This is a genomic window from Chitinophaga sp. 01L420 (assembly GCF_056399985.1).
Window position 1 is genome coordinate 47,301 of sequence record NZ_JBFTSK010000002.1, and the last position, 18,249, is coordinate 65,549.

The 18,249-nt window shown below is 43.6% G+C and carries 19 protein-coding genes; 2 read left to right on the forward strand and 17 right to left on the reverse strand.

What is annotated here, in order from left to right; all coding sequences use genetic code 11:
* The first annotated feature begins 73 nt into the window (after positions 1–73).
* The gene (locus AC1DP6_RS01865) at positions 74–511 is read left to right on the forward strand and encodes a nucleoside deaminase (protein ID WP_441577786.1); all 438 of its coding nucleotides are present in this window, start codon (positions 74–76) and stop codon (positions 509–511) included.
* On the opposite strand, the gene AC1DP6_RS01870 is transcribed toward AC1DP6_RS01865, so the two are convergent.
* The 3 genes from AC1DP6_RS01870 to AC1DP6_RS01880 all read right to left on the reverse strand — a co-directional run bounded on the left by AC1DP6_RS01870 (position 512) and on the right by AC1DP6_RS01880 (position 2,844).
* Positions 512–1,441, reverse strand: coding sequence for an SPFH domain-containing protein (locus AC1DP6_RS01870; protein WP_477053340.1), 930 nt, complete (start codon positions 1,439–1,441; stop codon positions 512–514). It abuts the gene before it with no gap.
* A 196-nt stretch (positions 1,442–1,637) separates the two neighbouring features.
* On the reverse strand, positions 1,638–1,853 hold the full coding sequence (locus tag AC1DP6_RS01875) for a hypothetical protein (RefSeq protein WP_477023583.1): 216 nt from the start codon (positions 1,851–1,853) through the stop codon (positions 1,638–1,640).
* A gap of 286 nt (positions 1,854–2,139) precedes the next feature.
* Positions 2,140–2,844 (reverse strand): LuxR C-terminal-related transcriptional regulator, encoded by a 705-nt coding sequence (locus AC1DP6_RS01880; RefSeq protein ID WP_477053341.1) that lies wholly within the window; start codon positions 2,842–2,844, stop codon positions 2,140–2,142.
* Between the two features lie 301 nt (positions 2,845–3,145).
* On the opposite strand from AC1DP6_RS01880, the gene AC1DP6_RS01885 reads away from it, so the two are divergent.
* On the forward strand, positions 3,146–3,751 hold the full coding sequence (locus tag AC1DP6_RS01885) for a superoxide dismutase (protein ID WP_477053342.1): 606 nt from the start codon (positions 3,146–3,148) through the stop codon (positions 3,749–3,751).
* Positions 3,752–3,832: 81 nt separating this feature from the next.
* Here AC1DP6_RS01885 and AC1DP6_RS01890 read toward each other — a convergent pair whose 3' ends face one another.
* The 14 genes from AC1DP6_RS01890 to AC1DP6_RS01955 all read right to left on the reverse strand — a co-directional run bounded on the left by AC1DP6_RS01890 (position 3,833) and on the right by AC1DP6_RS01955 (position 18,230).
* Complete coding sequence (locus AC1DP6_RS01890; RefSeq protein ID WP_477053343.1) at positions 3,833–5,224, reverse strand: Gfo/Idh/MocA family protein; 1,392 nt, start codon at positions 5,222–5,224, stop codon at positions 3,833–3,835.
* Between the two features lie 180 nt (positions 5,225–5,404).
* Positions 5,405–7,078, reverse strand: coding sequence for a S41 family peptidase (locus tag AC1DP6_RS01895; RefSeq protein ID WP_477053344.1), 1,674 nt, complete (start codon positions 7,076–7,078; stop codon positions 5,405–5,407).
* A 50-nt stretch (positions 7,079–7,128) separates the two neighbouring features.
* Positions 7,129–7,359 (reverse strand): membrane protein insertion efficiency factor YidD, encoded by a 231-nt coding sequence (gene yidD / locus AC1DP6_RS01900; protein ID WP_441577780.1) that lies wholly within the window; start codon positions 7,357–7,359, stop codon positions 7,129–7,131.
* Positions 7,360–7,469: 110 nt separating this feature from the next.
* On the reverse strand, positions 7,470–7,862 hold the full coding sequence (locus AC1DP6_RS01905; protein ID WP_477053675.1) for a ribonuclease P protein component: 393 nt from the start codon (positions 7,860–7,862) through the stop codon (positions 7,470–7,472).
* 13 nt (positions 7,863–7,875) lie between these two features.
* On the reverse strand, positions 7,876–8,031 hold the full coding sequence (rpmH, locus tag AC1DP6_RS01910) for a 50S ribosomal protein L34 (RefSeq protein ID WP_012788729.1): 156 nt from the start codon (positions 8,029–8,031) through the stop codon (positions 7,876–7,878).
* Positions 8,032–8,211: 180 nt separating this feature from the next.
* On the reverse strand, positions 8,212–8,721 hold the full coding sequence (locus AC1DP6_RS01915) for an OmpH/Skp family outer membrane protein (RefSeq protein WP_477053345.1): 510 nt from the start codon (positions 8,719–8,721) through the stop codon (positions 8,212–8,214).
* Between the two features lie 57 nt (positions 8,722–8,778).
* Positions 8,779–9,294, reverse strand: a complete 516-nt coding sequence (locus AC1DP6_RS01920) for an OmpH/Skp family outer membrane protein (RefSeq protein ID WP_291925254.1) — start codon at positions 9,292–9,294, stop codon at positions 8,779–8,781.
* A 66-nt stretch (positions 9,295–9,360) separates the two neighbouring features.
* Complete coding sequence (locus tag AC1DP6_RS01925) at positions 9,361–12,117, reverse strand: BamA/OMP85 family outer membrane protein (RefSeq protein ID WP_477053346.1); 2,757 nt, start codon at positions 12,115–12,117, stop codon at positions 9,361–9,363.
* The gene (locus AC1DP6_RS01930; RefSeq protein ID WP_477023590.1) at positions 12,098–12,859 is read right to left on the reverse strand and encodes an isoprenyl transferase; all 762 of its coding nucleotides are present in this window, start codon (positions 12,857–12,859) and stop codon (positions 12,098–12,100) included. Before AC1DP6_RS01930 ends, AC1DP6_RS01925 begins: the two co-directional genes overlap by 20 nt.
* A gap of 219 nt (positions 12,860–13,078) precedes the next feature.
* Entirely contained in the window at positions 13,079–13,945 is an 867-nt protein-coding gene (gene porG, locus AC1DP6_RS01935; protein WP_477053347.1) for a type IX secretion system protein PorG, read from the reverse strand.
* Positions 13,946–14,100: 155 nt separating this feature from the next.
* Positions 14,101–14,991, reverse strand: a complete 891-nt coding sequence (locus AC1DP6_RS01940; RefSeq protein ID WP_441577775.1) for an NAD kinase — start codon at positions 14,989–14,991, stop codon at positions 14,101–14,103.
* A gap of 86 nt (positions 14,992–15,077) precedes the next feature.
* Positions 15,078–16,490, reverse strand: a complete 1,413-nt coding sequence (locus AC1DP6_RS01945) for a POTRA domain-containing protein (protein WP_477053348.1) — start codon at positions 16,488–16,490, stop codon at positions 15,078–15,080.
* A 185-nt stretch (positions 16,491–16,675) separates the two neighbouring features.
* Positions 16,676–17,335: a CBS domain-containing protein gene (locus tag AC1DP6_RS01950; protein WP_331959711.1), complete on the reverse strand. Its 660-nt coding sequence runs from the start codon at positions 17,333–17,335 to the stop codon at positions 16,676–16,678.
* Positions 17,336–17,453: 118 nt separating this feature from the next.
* Positions 17,454–18,230, reverse strand: a complete 777-nt coding sequence (locus AC1DP6_RS01955; protein WP_477053349.1) for an alpha/beta fold hydrolase — start codon at positions 18,228–18,230, stop codon at positions 17,454–17,456.
* Positions 18,231–18,249: the final 19 nt, after the last annotated feature.

An 18,249-nucleotide genomic window follows, 5' to 3' on the forward strand; every position in this document is an offset into this window, starting at 1 on the left:
GCAGTTGGCCGTTCGTCTATCGCTACTCCGGTAGCAAGACTAACTGCCAACTGCTAACAGCTAAGAGCTACATATGACCGATGAACATTTTATGCGGCAGGCGCTGCAGGAGGCACGTAAAGCCTTTGAAGACGGAGAAGTACCTATTGGTGCAGTGGTAGTATTAAATAACCGGATCATTGGCCGTGGCTATAATCATGTGGAAAGATTAAATGATTGTACGGCACATGCGGAGATGATAGCATTAACAGCCGCGTTTAATACACTGGGCAGTAAATATTTAATGGAAGCTACTTTATTTGTAACCGTAGAGCCCTGCCTGATGTGTGCGGGTGCCCTTTACTGGAGCAAGATTGGCCGGATTGTGTATGCGGCAGCAGATGACAAGAACAGCTATCGCAGAGCTACCGGTGACCGGTCCCCGTTTCATCCTAAAACAAAACTGGAAGCCGGTCCGTGCAGCGAAGAAAGTTTACAACTGATGAAAACTTTCTTTGAACAAAGAAGATAATTATTTCTTATTGGAATCCATCAGTTTATTCATCCCCATCATTTGCTTCATGGTATGATCCATACCTTCAGAAGAGCCATCCAGGAAGATGACGTTTCCTTTTGAGTTTTCAGCAAAATGTTTAATAGCTTCTGTCCACATGGAAAAGAGGATCACCGAGGTATCCAGGTTAGCCTGCTGCATTTCTTTAGCGGCCATACTCATACCCTTGGCTACTTCTTCCCGGAACAGCGCCACACCCATACCACGCAGCTGAGCGGCCTGGCGTTCAGCCTCTGCAGCAATTTTGATGGCGTTACCATCTGCTTCTGCTGCTTTGGTTTTAGTAATCAGCAATGCCTGTCCTTCGTTTTCAGCAGCCGCTTTCAGGTTATTGGAAGCTACTACCTGTGCCATGGACTTCATAATCACTTCATCAAAAGTGATGTCGTTCATTTGCAGATCCAGCAGATGGAAACCCCATTCTTCCAGAGTTTTGTCGATCTGCTCTTTTACGTGTTCGGTAATATCTTTGCGCAGGCCCAGTACTTCTGCTTGTCTTTTTGTAGCCACAAATCCACGGATAGAACCTTCAATAGTGCGCACCAGCGCCTGCATAAAGCTTCTTTCATCCATAAACTTGAAAGCCACATTCTTAATCGTTTCCTCCTGCTGGTTCCATACGGCATATAACAGCATGGCTTTGAAGTAAACGTTCGCCTGATCAATGGTAATTGCTTGGAATTCCAGTTCTACAGACCTGTTCTGGATAGATACTCTTTTAAATACCTTTTCAATAACAGGTATTTTAAAGTTCAATCCTGGAAACAACACCCGGTTGTATTTACCGAAGATGGTCGTTACGCCAATGTTACCCTGTTGTACAGTAACGAAGCACKACATTAAAACCAGGAACGCCAATACCAGTAAAGTAATCAAGTACACATTCATAGTATGATTGTTTAGGTAGGGTTTAAGCTCGTAAATATACTGAAATAAAGCCAACAGGGGTAGATAGGCATAGTTTTCCCAACGGATATATTAAAAGAAGAAATTTGGAGGTAGGAATAAAGAAAACAACAATGGATGAAAGCTGAGCTTAAAAACACAACGAATGAATAATAAAAAAAACTTAGTCAGTTATCCTTTATATTCTTTGTTTTCTTCTGAAATAGATAAATACGTCGTCCAGTTCTATTTGTTTTAATTGATAGGCGAGCCGTGTTCTAAGGTCTTCTGTTTCATCTTTTATCCTCCTGTATTGGTCTTTCAGAATTTCATAGCGGGCCACAATTTCTTCAGCAGTTGCAGATTCTTCCAGTTGCAAAATATAAAATGCTCTTTCCTCGGTTATCATAGTCATAGGGGTATTTCGGCTAATAATCATGTCGGGCGTTTAAAAAACACACGTAATATTTAATTCACTAAATTAGTGGAGTTTGAAAAACGAGCAAATACCCAAGATTGGGTATTTTTTAAAAATTTAGCAATTTTTAGCAAAATTCTTTTTAACAAATTTTTAGGCTAGTTATTGGTTGACAGGAAAATACGATTTAGAATTATGGGTTCTATGCATAGGGGCTAAAAAAAGTGTGAGGCACCTACGCGGGGTGCAAACGTACATGCTGATACTATCTTCTCCTTTCTATTTATTCAAAGCCTATCTTACGTGCAATGGTTATCAGCTCAGAAGTATTGCGCACTTTCAGTTTCAGACGGATGTTTTTCCGGTGGGTTTCTACGGTATAACGGCTAAGGTTCAACGAATGGGCGATCTCCTTGTTATTGAGTCCTTTTACGGCCATGGCCAGTACATCTTTTTCTCTTGGTGTAAGTTTATTAAACAGGTTTTCATTCTGCCGGCGCAGGATAGCGCTCAATGCTTCTGATAGCTGCGCATTGGTATCAATCGCATTGGTCAGGTCCAGGAAGGCGCAGATGATTTCTACCACTCGCCCATTCTTATCATGTGTAAAGGGTACTTCCAGCCCCAGCAGCCAACGGTAATCTACCTCGCCCTTTTTGCGTATGCGGGCAAGGCCTCCAAATTGCGCCTTGTTATTAATGAACGATTGCTGTGCTACAGCAGCCAGTTTAAAATCCTCCGGATGCATGATGTGCCGGAAAAACTCCATCCCCATGCCTGTCATCTCTTCTGAAGAAAACCCGACTGTTTCTGCCAGGCGTTCATTACACCAGGTAACGGATTTGTTATTATTGTCGTAGCTGTAAATCATGGCGGGTACATGATGTAAAACGCTCTCCAGCCAATGAATACGATTTCTTAAATACTCATTTTCCTTTTGTAAGGCATTGAGGGAAAAATTTTGCCCTGAGTCCGAGCCTGTCTGCATACTATAAGTTTTAAACAAACAATAGGTAAACAACAACCAAGCACACACGAAATATGCCTAATGTTACGTCCTGTTAAACCGAGTATCCGTAAATATAAAATAATTTTCCATATGATCAAGCCCGGGCATTAGTTGATTGCCCGATTTTACTGTTGGGTTATTGTGTTTTACAGATATAAGCGATTAACGGAAACTAAATATCTAAATAACTAAATAATTAAATGGCTAAATTTTAACGGATTGGCAGTAAATTTGGCGACTATCAAGAAATCATATTTTAAAACCCATAAAAAATTGAGTTATGGCATTTACACTTCCGAGCTTACCATACGCAACTGACGCGTTAGAGCCGAATTTCGATAAACTGACAATGGAAATTCACCACGGTAAGCACCACCAGGCTTATGTAGACAATCTGAACAAGGCAGTTGCAGGTACAGAAAACGAAAACAAATCACTGGAAGAACTGGTAGCTAATGCCGGTAAAATCAGTCCTGCTGTAAGAAACAATGGCGGTGGTCACTGGAATCACAGTTTCTTCTGGACCAGCCTCGCTCCTAATGCAGGCGGCGCTCCAAGTGGTAAACTGGCAGATGCTATCAACAGCACCTTTGGTTCTTTTGAAGCATTCCAGGAAAAATTCAACACTGCCGGTGCTACCCGCTTCGGTTCAGGTTGGGCATGGTTGCTGGTAAAAGATGGCAAACTGGAAGTTTCTTCCACACCTAACCAGGACAATCCGCTGATGGATGTTGCTGAAGTAAAAGGCACGCCAATTCTGGGTGTAGATGTATGGGAACATGCTTACTACCTGAAATACCAGAACCGCCGTCCGGAATACCTGAAAGCATTCTGGAATGTAGTTGACTGGAATGCTATCAGCAAACGCTTTGAAGCAGCTGTATAAGCCGCAAATATTAGCCTTTAAGGCATTACATAAAAAATCCCGTCAGGTAAACCTTGACGGGATTTTTTTATTGCTTTAAAATTACTTGCTCACCACTTTAAGATTTGTTGGATCCCAGTGGATGATCTTATTTTCGAAATAGCTTTCGTTACACAGCAATGCCGGTGCAGCAGCGCGGAAACCGAAAGTAGGATTTTCTGCTACTTTACCACCAGTACGCATCGCATTAAACAGGTTGTAGAAGTGATCGAAGTGAGCACCTTTATAACCCTTCTCTGCTTCATACTCCATTTTCTCCTGTGGAAGTATCTCTGCACGGTGATAGGCGTATGATTTACCTGTGTTGGCTGCAGCTGCATTCGCTGCTGCCAGCGGATCATTCTCGTCTACATGTACGTTGTTGCGATACAGGGTTACTTTATCCCACTCAACTGTCATGGAGCCTTCACTACCCACCATACGCAGGTAATTGGTACCACCGGTACCATCCACAAAGTTGACGCGGAGCGACAGGTTAAACGCAGGGTGTATAGCTGTTTCAGGATAATCGAACATACCCAGCATTACATCAGGTACTTCCCTGCCATCTTTCCAGTAACGTAATCCACCAGTAGCCATTACTTTGTTGGGACCAAGGGAGCCGGTTACCAGGTGAAGACTGGAAAACAAGTGTACGAACAGATCACCGGATACGCCGGTACCGTAATCTTTATAATTACGCCAGCGGAAGAAACGTAATGGGTCAAAATCGCGCTTGGGTGCGTTTTTGAGGTAAGCCTCCCAATCAACCGTTTTAGTGGATGCATCAGCCGGAATCGGGTACTGCCATGCACCGGTAGGCGACATACGTGCCCAGAAACCTTCTGCATAGTTCAGTTTACCGATAGCGCCATCTTTCAGCAGCTGTCTTGCTTTTTCATTTCCCAGAGAACTCATCCCCTGGCTACCTACCTGGTATACTACTTTTCCATTACGTTGTTGTGCTTCTACTACTGCAGGTCCTTCAGTGATATCGTGCACCATTGGCTTTTCACAATACACAGATTTACCTTTGTTCATAGCAGCCACAGAAATATCCTTGTGCCAGAAATCAGGTACTGCAATAATTACAGCGTCAATGTCTTTGCGGTCAAGAATTTCCTGGTAATTGCGGGTCGTATAAATATCATTCCCCCATTTCTTTTTAGCATCTGCCAGGCGGCCATCGTAAAGGTCGCAGGCGGCTATCAGCTTCACACCCGGTACAGTAATCGCGGTGTTGGCGTCTGCAGTACCCATTCCACCAGCACCTATCAGCGCTATCTGAATCTGGTCGTTTGCACTATACTTTTCCCTTAAGCGGGAAAGCGATTCAATATTTCTTTTTTTGTCAGCAGCAGTCAGAATACTGGGTAGCAGGGATGCGCCCACTACTCCTTTGGCAAATTTGCTGATAAAACTCCGGCGAGAGTCTTCATTGGAATTTACTGGCATGATTTAACCCTTTTAGGTTGTAAATGATAACTGTTTATTAATCATTGAGATTTCTCAAAATATAAACAATTCATCGGAATTCATAATTTTAGTAAACAGTCAAAAATATAAAGCGCGCATTCCAGACCGGAACGCGCGCTTTATATTTTCTTATTCTCAATAAACCAGTAGCCCGCGTTTTTATTTCGCAGCTGTCAGCAACTGTTTATATTTAGCCTGATTATGCAGGATGTCTGAAGCTGTATTTACTTCATTATCCCATTCCAGTGATTTGATAATACGACCTCTCTGCAAATAGTACCGGTTAACGATTTCTTCTTCCAGCAAGCGTTTTATCTCTTCTTTATTTTTCAGCAGGTCCTGCTTTTTATCATGTTTCATTTTAGTTTCCAGCGTTTCCAGTTCTTTGGCAACCGCATCATAATACTTTTCTTTCTTAGCAGTGCTTTTGAAAGAGTCCAGCGCTTCTTCACTACGGGTTTTATAGCTGTAGTCTTTGTTGTCGAGGTATCGTTCGAAATCATCGAATTCTGCATCGCTGAGCGTGAAACTACCGGCAGCTGCTATTTTCGGATGGCTGTAATAATAGCTGGTAGCATAATCGAAGATAAATTGTTTGCGGATGAGGGTAATCGCTACCTGGCTGATGTAGGTAGGTTCTACTTTCGCATCCGGTTCTATACCACCACCATCTTTCACAGCGCGGCCACCAATCGTGGTAAATGATTTACGCAGAGAATCCGGTACATAGTCTACGCTGCCATCATCATTGCGGTGAGAATAATCTATTGCCTGGATACAACGGCCGCTGGGCGTATAATATTTAGCGGTGGTTACTTTCAATTTGGTGTTATAAGGCAGCTGCCGGGTGGTTTGCACCAGTCCCTTGCCGTAGGAGCGCTGGCCAATTACGAGGCCGCGATCCAGGTCCTGAATGCTGCCTGCCACTATTTCTGAGGCAGATGCAGAGGAATGATTGGTGAGTACTACTAATGGCAGATGTACGTCTACCGGCTGATCGGACGTTTCGTAGCTGCGATCCCAGTTTTTCACTTTCCCACGGGTACTGACAATGAGTTTATTTTTATCTACAAAAATATTGGCTACGACTACAGCTTCATCCAGCAGGCCGCCGGGGTTACCCCGGAGATCTAGCACCATTCCTTTCAGGGAAGGGTTGGTTTGTTTCAGTTGTTCTACTGCCCGGCGTACCATGGCGCCGCTGTTTTCGGTGAACTGGGTCATTTTTATGTAGCCAATATCGTTTTTCAGTATGCCGGCGTAGCTCACTGACTTTACGTTAATTTCTTCGCGGATGATCTTTTTAGGGGTTTCAACGCCGGTTACCGGGTTTCTGAAAACCATATCCAGCGGAGTACCTGCAGCGCCTTTCAATTGTTTGCTCACGTCTTCCTGGGCTACATTTTTTATGGATTTCCCGTCCATGCTCACAATGATATCACCTGGTTTTACGCCGGCTTTGTCCATGGGGCTGCCCTCGTATACATCAGTGATGGAGGTCCATTCACCGTTGGTATTGATGGAGGCGCCTACGCCGCCGTATTTACCGGTAGCCATGAATTTGAGGTCATCGAGGTTTTCTTCGGAAACAAAATCTGTAAAAGGATCCGTTTCTTCCAACATGGCCTCAATGCCCTTGCGCATCACTTTTTCGGGAGGCAGGTCATCTACGTAGTAAGTGTTCAGCTCCCGGTAGAAAGCCGCGAATATGTCCAGGTTCTTGGCAATCTGGAAGTATTTATCGTTTTCATTGAAAGCAAAGATGCCTGCTGCTGTAATCAGCAACAACAGCGCTGCTGTCAGTTTCTTTCTTTTATTAAAAAACGTACGCATGCAAGAATGTATAAGATGAACGATTAATAGTTGGCAACCGGTTTCACTGTTCAGGGAACCGGATCATATCCATGCCCACCCCAGGGATGGCATGACAATATACGCTTTATGGTGAGATAGCCACCTTTGAGGGGGCCATATTTTTTAAATGCTTCGATCCCATACTGAGAACAGGTGGGCGTATAACGGCATTTACTGCCCAGCAGGGGCGAAATAAACCATTGATAGATCTTTATCAGGAAAATAAATGGGTAAGTAAGCCAGCGCACTACACGATTCATATAAACAGCTTTTAGCTCTTAGCAATTAGCTTTAGTGACAAAATATTGGTGTATTCCGCTATATCGGATACTCCATTTGCTGCAATCAGCTAAAAGCTAATTTCTAAAGGCTAAATACTGGTTTGCAGCTTCTTTAAAATTACCGAAATTTTGCCTTGCAGGGTAGAAAAGGGGGCTATTTTTTTGTCGGTATAGATCAGGAAAACGGCGAGCTGCCGGGATTGTGACTGGAGATGGTCATATAATTCCTGCTTTTGCAGGCGCCAGGCTTCGCGGCCCAGACGTTTGATGCGGTTACGGTCTACTGCATGTGGGAACTTGCGGGTAGCAGCACTAAAGCCTACCTGCACAGGATATTTACACGGCTCCTGTAGGGGCATGTATACCACACGGTATGGAAAAACAGAAAACGCTTTTCCTTCACGAAAAAGCGTTTCAATAAGTTTTCTGCTTTTTAACCTTTCTTCCTTTCTAAAAGAATAAGTTTTTATGGCAAATAGTATTTAGCTACTATAATTATTTCAGCTTACGCTCGTCAGAAACAGTCAGCTTCTTACGACCTTTTGCTCTACGGGAAGCCAATACCTTACGGCCATTAGCGGTTTCCATTCTCTTTCTGAAGCCGTGAACGCTCTTTCTGCGTCTGTTATGCGGTTGAAAAGTACGTTTCATTTCTTTTTTTTGTTTTTACCTGTACTATACTAAAACTCCCGAATTAAAGTATACTGTTTTTTAAAACGGAAGGCAAAGGTAGCAGAAAATATTTAGAAAGTAAAATTAAAATCCAAATTCCTAAATGTAAAGGTGGAATGCAGTGTTAGCCGCATTCCACCTTTACATTAAAATAATTAATTATTTAACGCCTAATTTAGTCTTAACGGCTGCCAGGATATCGTCTGCAGCAGGAGAAACCAACAGCATACCAGCTGAGCTGTCGATTACATAACCGTAACCTTTTTCCTTTGCTACATCTTCAATGGCTTTGCGTGCTTTATCGTAGATAGGTTTCAGCAGTTCCTGTTGCTTAGCCTGTACTTTCTGTTCAGCAGCTTCGCGGTAGTCCTGGATACGTTTCTGAGCATCCTGGATTTCACGACCTTTGATTTCTTTCAGATTGTCGGTCATAGTGGCCGCCTTGTCATCAAACTCCTTCATTTTCTTTGTGTACTCATCCACCATAGTTTTACCCTCACCTTCCAGGCTCTGAGCAAAAGTCTGTAGATCAGTTTCTGCCTTCTTAGCTTCCGGCATGCTGGCTACCAGTGCTTGTGCATTGATATGCGCTACTTTGGATTGTGCCATTGCATTCACGCTGAACAAACCGGTAACCGCCACAAAAGCAATAATTACGTACTTCTTCATGATGTTGTCTGTGTTTAAAAAAATTTAAATACTTATAGTTAAAAAATAGGTACACGATTATTTCTTCACCCCTAAGGATTTCAGAATCTCTTCGCTTTTGTCCAGCTTGGGATCAGAGAAAATAACGGTGGCACCTGCGGCCTTGTCCAGTACAAAGTCAAACATTCTGCTGGCAGATAATTTCTGTACAGCATTGTAGATCCTGTCCTGGATTGGTTTTACCAGTTCTTCTCTTTTCTTGAAAAGATCTCCTTCGTAACCAAAACGCTTCTTCTGCAAATCCTTTGCCTCTTTTTCTCTTGCTACAATCTCGTCTTCACGTTTCCGCTTCAGTTCTTCCGTCAGCATTACCTGTTCGGCCTGATAAGACTTGTACATCTTATCTACTTCCTGGAATTTAGCGTCAATTTCCTTCTGCCACTGTTCAGCAACGGCATCCAGCTTTTTCTGCGATTCCTTATATTCAGGAATACTTTCCAGTATATATTTTGTATCTATCACGCAATAGCGCTGTGCACTTGCTGCACCGCCCATAGCCAATACAATAGCGGCTGTAATAAATATTTTCTTCATGCTACAATAGATTTTTTGCAAAACCAAAACAACGGTTAAACTTGCAATATATAATTTATTTTCACATTATTCTGGTTCAAAGCCGAGCATAAAGGTAAACTTAGCCGCGTCTTTCAGACCACCACCTGGCGTAAGACGGTCAAACCCAATACCGTAATCAAATCCAAGCAACCCGAACATTGGCAGGTAGAAACGCATACCAATACCAGCAGAACGACGTAACAGGAATGGATTGTATTCTTTAATATCCTTGTAACCATTCGCAGCCTCCAGGAAAGCCAGACCAAAGATCGTAGAACTTGGATTCAGACTGAATGGATACCGCAGTTCCATCACAAACTTATTAAACACCGTGAAACCAGAGTAGTTGGCTGGCTGYCCGTTCTCAGGATTAACACTTGGATTGGAAGTGTAATACACCGGATAACCTCTCTGGGAGATGATATCACGATCGTAGATAGCAAAGTTACTCAAACCGTCACCACCCATTTCAAACCTGCCGAACGGAGACAATGTTGTACGGTTGTTGTAACGGCCAATATAACCAAACTTCGCCGCCACTTTCAATACAAACGTTTTGTTATCACTACCCATCGGACGGCTCAAAGGAACATACCATTCTGCGTTAAAGCGGTACTTCTGGTACTCAATAAATTTAAACGCCTCAGAAGCCGGTTCCTTGGAATAGTCCTTATCAGGATTAAACAAGGAATATGGAGGCGTATACTGCGCTGATAACATGAAGTTGGAACCACTGCGCGGGAAGATCTGCTGGTCAACAGAAGACCGTGCCAGCGTCAGTTTAATGTTCACGTTATTAGAGGTGCCATTTTCAAAACCCTGGATACCAAAATAGTTATAGTTCTTCAGTTTATACTGTTGATAGTTCAAAGAGTAAATCAGGGTGAAATAGTCATCCGGCCATTTCAGCTGTTTACCCAGTGATACGGAAGCACCTAATACCTTGAAGTGACCATTGGTAGAAGTAGTGGTATCTCCAGGCAGTTTATAATAATCATTGTAAGCATAAGGATTCTGGTAGCTGCTATAGAAGCTCACAGAAAACTGGTTTCTCTTTTTTCCACCCAGCCATGGCTCAGTGAAAGAGAAGTTATAAGAACGGTAAGCTTTACCATTGGAAGATACACGAACAGACAGTTTCTGACCGTCTCCACTTGGTAAAGGATCCCAGGTTTCTTTTCTGAAGATGTTACGTAGAGAGAAGTTATTGAACGTTACGCCGAGGGTACCGGTTAACCCGATATAACCACCCCAACCAGCAGACAGTTCCAGCTGGTCATTGGCTTTTTCTTCTACAGTATAGTCAATATCCACAGTACCATCCTGTACGTTAGGTACAGGGTTCATACCAATCTTTTCCGGGTTGAAGAAGCCGAGATTGGCAATTTCACGGTTGGAACGGATCAGATCCTGGCGGCTGAATTTTTCACCTGGTATGGTGCGCAGCTCACGGCGGATAACGTGTTCATTTGTTTTTTCGTTACCGGCAATGCGTACTTCCTTGATGGTAGCCTGCGGACCTTCACGTAAACGGATTTCGTAGTCGATGGTATCGCCACGGATCCCGATTTCCACCGGATCGATCTGGAAGAAGAGGTAACCGTAGTCCATGTAGTAACCACTGATATCGCCACCTTCCTGTGACATTTGTTTACCAATTCTTTTTTCCAGCAATTCCAGGTTGTACACATCCCCTTTCTTGATACCGAGTAAGCGGGTCAATACAGAGTCGGAATAACGGGTATTACCTTTCCAGGTGATATCACCGAAATAATATTTTTTCCCTTCAGAGATCTGCATATCAATATTCAGATTCTGTGTGCGGGTTTTGTAAGTAGTATCTTTTACGATGAGGGCATCACGATAACCTTTGGAGTTATAGAGACCTACTACTTTACTTTTATCTTCCAGGTATTTGGTTTCGTTGAACTTGGCAGAGCTGAACAGTTTAAAGCGGAAATAAGGATCCAGCTTTTCCAGTGCGCGGGTAGGTTGCAGGAAACCATAGGTTTGCCAGAAATCGTCCGGCTGGGCCAGGGAATCTTCATACACATGTTCCGTATCTGGATGCAGGGTAAAGCGGGAGCGCTCTTTGGTACCCTTCATCTTTTTCTTGATCTTGTTATCGGCAATGTTATAGTTGCCCACAAGATTAATTGTTTCGATACGTACTTTACTTCCTTTAGTGACAGTGAAGATGACATGTTTAGAGTTCACCTGTCCACTATCGGCTCTTTCTTCAATTTTTACACTGGCGTTACCAAAACCTTTATCCGCATAGAATTTATGTACTACCCCGATCACGTTTTGTTTCATCGCCTGGGTAATTACACTTCCTTTACGCAAAGTTGCTTTGGTAGCAATATCGTCTGCTTCGGTTTTTTTAATTCCTTTGAAGGAGAAAGTGGACATACGGGGCATTTCCGTTAATCCTATTTCCAGCCAGATCTTATTGTCTTCAATTTTGGTTACGTAGATGGTCACGTCTGCGAACAGTCTTTGTGACCAAAGGCTTTGGATGGCCTTGGTAAACTGGTCACCACCCGGATAGGTTACCTTGTCACCAACACTGAGGCCGGAAAGCGACAGCAGCAATGACTTATCCAGGTATTGGGTACCGGCAACGGTAATATCGGCAATTTCGTACTGTTGCGGATTTCCCATGTTAATAGGAGAAACGGCCGGCGGATTAGCAGGGGGCTGCGAGGGGGGCACGGTATCTTTTTGCTGAGCGGATACACGAATGCCTGCACTGCAACATAATGCTATAGCCAGAAGGCCCTTAGGAAATAATTTCTTCATTCTGCTGAATTTGTTCGCTTGTTTTGCCAAAGCGCCGTTCTCTGGTTTGGTAATTTAAGATGGCTTGGTAAAGATGTTCATTGCGGAAATCCGGCCAACGGGTATCTGTAAAATACAGTTCCGCATAGGCCAGTTGATATAGTAGGAAGTTACTGATCCTGCATTCCCCACTGGTACGAATCATTAATTCAGGGTCCGGCAGGCCGGTGGTACAGAGATATTTTTCCCATACCTCAGGTGTAACAGCTGCTGGGTCCAGGGCTCCATTTTTCACGTCCAGGGCTATTTTCCTGGCCGCATTCACGATTTCCCACCTTGCACTGTAGCTGAGAGCCATAATGAGATTGAGGCCGGTATTCTGGCTTGTAAGGGCTATTGCCTCCTCCATTTCCCGTTGAGCCTGGGGAGGTAACATATCCATGTCACCTATTACGCTCAAACGGATATTATTTTTTGACAATGTATTCACTTCCATCCGGATAGTGTTTACAAGCAGTTCCATGATGCCATTAACTTCGTAAACCGGGCGGTCCCAGTTCTCGGTAGAAAACGCGTATAGGGTCAGATAACCTATCCCAAGTTCTGCACAGGTCTCCACTATATTTCGCACACTTTCTACCCCCTCGTGGTGCCCGTACAGCCTGTCTTGTCCCCGCTCCTTTGCCCAACGGCCGTTCCCGTCCATAATAATGGCTATATGGCGCGGTAACCGTTGTAAGTCCAATTTATCCTTCAARCTCATTTGTGTCAGGCGTATTATAACAGATTATAACAGATTTACTAAAAGGGTGCAAAGATACAAAAATAGAGTAATGACTTTTTTGGCAAAGCCTAAGAAGGTGTTTTAACGTAGTTTTAACAGCGAATTCAATACCAGTGGGGATTTTAGCAATTTCGGAGACCGATGAAGGCGGTTCGCAGGTATGGAAAGGCCGCCGGCAGAAAGTATTTTCTTCTTAAATTAAAATTTACAGTTGTAAGAAGTAAAAAGAATACTGATCGTGAGCTCAATCGTTAAAAACTGATCCTTATCCCGGCTATTCCCGCGCTGCCGGCCCATTACCCCGATAGGTGTACCTTTTACCCCCGACCTGTCCTGCAATTGCGCAGCTACCGTTGGCTGCCCGTTAGGTAGGGCAGGAAAAGCAGCAGGGCCGGCGTAAGTAGTACTTACATCGTCCAGGTAATCAGTTTGCGTAAAACGATACAGGGCTTCGAGACCCACATTCACCTTTTTGGAAATATTATATTTAAAGCCCCCTCCTATTAACCAGGCATAAGATACCAGGCTATAGGGCTTGCGATCCGGATACAGAGCAGTTCCCTGTCCTTCGGTACGCATAGGCTGTAAAAAATATTTCACGCCGCCAAGATAAGTATAAGGGTTGTAATAAAAAATACTGGCTCCCCCTGTGAGATAGGGCGAAAACCGTTCATATAGGCTTCCGGGCTCAAACCGGAAAAAATTAAAGTCCCCCTGAAGGGACAGTTCAAACAAATTAGTATTGAAACTGAGGTTGCGGCGATTTTGAAATTCATTTTTGTTGTACACATCGGAGTAACCCAACTGCATGTACCGGCCATGCACCCGTACCCCTACATAATCATTCATATACTTTCTATAGTATATACCCACAGCAGGTTTCAGCGTATTCAACGCTCCCCGGGTATTCAGATCCCCGAAGTATTGCGCCCCGCCAATGGATAAACCCAACTCCCCTACATATGACAGCTCATTCTGCGCAGATGCACAATTTGCAAACAGACAACCTGTCGCCAACAGCAATAATAAGGGGATATATTTTAGATATAGAAAAGGTTTCAGCATAAATCAGTTCTACTTAAACGCTAAAATGCCGGATTTATTTAATGTATGGCTGATGATTATGCTTAATGTTTAAACGAACGCCTCATTCCCGGGCATAATTTATATTACAATCAGCGGGCAATATATTTGTAAATGTAACAATATATTTTACATTTCTATATTTTAATCGTGTTCCGCGCATCAATACCCCATAATAATTTATTGCGCAACGTGTGCAGAAAATTGCTGTCATCCAGCCTTAGCAAGCTCAGCTTGAATTCTTCCTTTTTAATAGCCAGCTGCACAGTATTATCAATTGTTTCCATGCGACTGTCCATAGTACACAGAAACTGATCACTGCGTCCTTCTACTTCGAAAGAAATGATATTATTATTTGGAACGATGATGGGCCTTACATTCAGGTTATGTGGCGCCACCGGGGTAATTACAAAATTGCCGGCATCCGGAAATACAATAGGGCCGCCACAACTCAGTGAATATCCGGTCGAACCGGTAGGTGTAGCCACTATCAGTCCATCTGCCCAATAAGTATTCAGGAATTCTCCGTTCAGGTAAGTATGTATCTTCACCATGGCGGAAGTATCCTTTTTGTGAATGGTAAACTCATTCAGGGCATAAGGCACGTCTCCGAACAGGGGCACATTAGCGTCCAGGTGTAACAGCGACCGCTGATCTACCACATAGGTACGGTTCAGCAACGCCTTTACCAGCGCATGAATTTCTTCTTTACCAATACTGGCCAGGAAGCCCAGACGCCCAAAATTAATCCCAATCACAGGAATATTGGTATCACGCACATAACAAACCGTGTCCAGCAGCGTACCATCGCCTCCAAGACTCATCAGAAAGTCAATTTTTCCCGGCAAATCTTCTGCAGAACTAAAAAGTAAAGGAACGCTTTCGAAGGGAATATGCTGCTGGAGGGTACGATAAAAAGGCTCGTAAATGATGGCCTCTATTTCCGCCCGCTGCAATTCTTCCAGCAATAAGCGGATGTTTGCAATATCTTCTGTAATAAATCCCCTGCTATATAGTGCTACCTGCATAATTTTTCTAAGCTTTTAGCTGTTAGCTGCCAGCTGCTAGTGCCGCTTTTCTAAAAGCTAACGGCAAAAAGCTAACAGCTCCACAGTTACATATCCACGCTCGTGTGTAAAAATAGTCCTTTTTGCCCTAACTGGTTAAAGCTATACTCTATCCGGAGGCAGGTATCATAGAACGAAACAATGTCCACGCCCACACCTGCGGTATATAACATCCGGTTATTCAGGAAACCGTTGCCCGGGTACTTACTATAAGCATAACCCGCGTCCCCGAATACTTTTGCAAGGATGCGCACCGGAACGGTGTTGAATTTTTTAGGAACAATGGGGAGTCTTAGTTTAACAGACAATAATTCCTGACGTAAGGTGGATTTAAGCACTGCGAAGCTGGTGCCATCTATCACATAATATTCCAGCCCGCGCAGGTAATCATCTCCGTAACCCAACGCCTGCTGGTTAATATATGGCTGTTCATTCGAGAACTTAACCTGACTGCGAATACCAAGCGCCGCAAAGGTTTTGGGGCGCAGTTCCCAGTATTTAGCCATGTTGAGCCGGAAATGAACATCATTAATATCGTCCCAGGGGCCCAGCCCTTTTTTACCCACTTCTGCCACCAGGTTAAAACCTTTCAGGGGATATACCCAGCTATCAGCTTTAATATAGGTTAAGCGATAGGTGATATCGAGGAAACGTATACGGGTACGGCCATGCCCCAGGTAGTTGGGGTTAAGAATGGCGACGGAATCCGCTACTTTTTCGTAGTTATAGTTCACAAAAACCTGGTGCCGTGTATTAATCGCCGGGCGATAGCTGTAGTTAAGTCCTACCATATACACCTGGCGTAAGAACTCATCTTTCCGGAAAAACTGTTGTTTGTTATTGCTGGTGCTGTCGTTCACCTCACGGTTACGCTTATAGGAAGCAATGATGCCTATCCCATGGCGAAAATGTTTATCGATATAGGGCAGATTATACTGAAGGGCAAAGCGCTGGGTGTAGCCGAACTGTAAAGCAGCATTCAGCGCGTCATTGCGGCCAGTCAGGTTCTCCTGGTTACCGCTTACGCCTATATTAACGCGGCTGAGACTATGCTTTTTTTCTACCCACCACTGGTTAAAGTTGCGATCTGCCAGTTTAAAGATAGGATAAGCAAAGGTGTACCAGCGTTCCCATACTTCAAATACGAGGTCGGCATTATCACCATTCCAGTTTTTTATATTGGCGGTAACATTCAGGAAGAGGGAGGTATTGAGCAGCTGTTTACGCCGCTCTTCGAGGGTATTGGCCAGGTCGCGGTAATAGATCGTATCTCCCGGTACAGTACTGATTTCACGTAAAATAATCGAGGTGCGGGTTTGTTTGTTGCCCGTTACTATGATATTACGCACCACCAGGTAGCTGCTATCCTTTGCAGCAACAGACTGTCCTTCAGCAATTTCCGGTAACACTATTCCCAACAGGCAGATCATGGCCAGCAGGTAGTAACAGCATCTCAGCATGTAGGTCCTGTAAAATTTTAAAACATGTTGACAATATCCAAATATAATGAAAAGCAGTATGCGGACTTTATCTTGCTGCTGATTAAAAAAATTAGCGAAGACAGATGTGGGTATATCCACATTTATCTTCGCTAATCATTATAAATCCAACAAAATAAAATCAATGTAATCCGGCTCCGGAAAAACTACATGCTGATATAATTCATCAACAGATCGTAATTCTTTTTGAGGAGTTCTTCTTCAGGTTCTTCCGCGAAAATGTATTTAATCACGTAGTTAAACCTTTCGAAGGTGGCCACCAATCCCTGTAATTCCTGTCTGTTTGTTTTCAATATCACTTCCAGCTTACCGGTAACCGGGTTGGTAATTGTATTTACGCTCAGCAGGGTTACATCATTTGACTCTGCGATACGGGCAATTTCGCTGAGGGCGTAGTCGCGCGGATCTACTTCAAAAGAGATGATACCACCGGGTTCCTTCACCCCGTTATATCTTGCTAAAGCTGCCAGGAGGTTATCTTTGGTAATGATACCGAGGTATTCATTTTCTTTGGTAACTACCGGAAGGGCAGACAATTTAAAATCGTAAAAAAGTTTAAGCGCTTCAAAGAGATGAGCATATTCCATGACAGCCGGGCGGGTACTTCCGTACTCCATAGATTCCAGGGGTACATCAGGGTCTTCGAGATCCATGATCTCGTCTTCCTCCACCAGGGCCAGGTATTTGCTATCTACTACCATCGGTAGTTGCGTCAGATGATATTCGTTCATCAGACGCAGCGCCTTTGCTCCTGTATCCGAAGGATGCAGAACAGGTACTGAAGATATGAGTTCTCTGGCAATCATGTGTAGCGTATTCTTACACAATAATAGGAAAGAATATGCCAACAGAAAAAGAAATTACATGTACGCGAAACCACTGCACCTTTTGGTACAGTCAGAAAACAACCGGGAAAATGCCGGTTTAACTGGCAGGATGATGTTTCAGTTTCTCCAGGAAAGCATGCAGGATTTTGTTGAATTCATCGGGTACTTCCATCATAGGAGCGTGTCCGCATTTATCAATAAACTGCAATTCAGAATTAGGTATCAGCTTTTTAAATTCTTCTCCTACCATAGGGGGTGTTACGGTGTCGTTCATACCCCAGATCAGTAAGGTTGGTTGTTTGATGTCCTGCAGCTCATCGCCGAGATTGTGGCGGATGGCGGATTTTGCCAGGGTGATAATTTTAATCACTTTCAGGCGGTTGTTTACAATTTCGAACATTTCATCTACCAGTTCTTTGGTAGCAATTTTCGGATCGTAAAAAGTAAGTTCTGCTTTTTTGCGGATGTATTCATAGTCTCCGCGTTTAGGATAGGTTTCGCCCATTCCATTTTCGAACAAGCCGGAACTGCCGGTCAGGGTCAGTGATTTAATAGATGCTTCAGGGTGTTTCAGCAGGTATACCAATGCCACATGACCTCCCAGTGAATTGCCCAGCAGGTTTACATTTTTGTAGCCTCTGGTTTCAACAAACTTGTGCACATATTTGGCCAATCCCCCTACCGATGTTTCCAGGATGTTTAAATCGTACAGGGGCAACATCGGGATCACCACCTTATTATATTGCCTGAAATATTCGATCATGTGCGAGAAATTGCTCAAAGCACCAAAAAGTCCATGCAATAATACCAGTGGTTCTCCTTCTCCTTCTTCTATAAAATTAAACTTACCCTGTGTTTTGATTTCGTAATCCATTGCCAAATCTTGAAAGTCA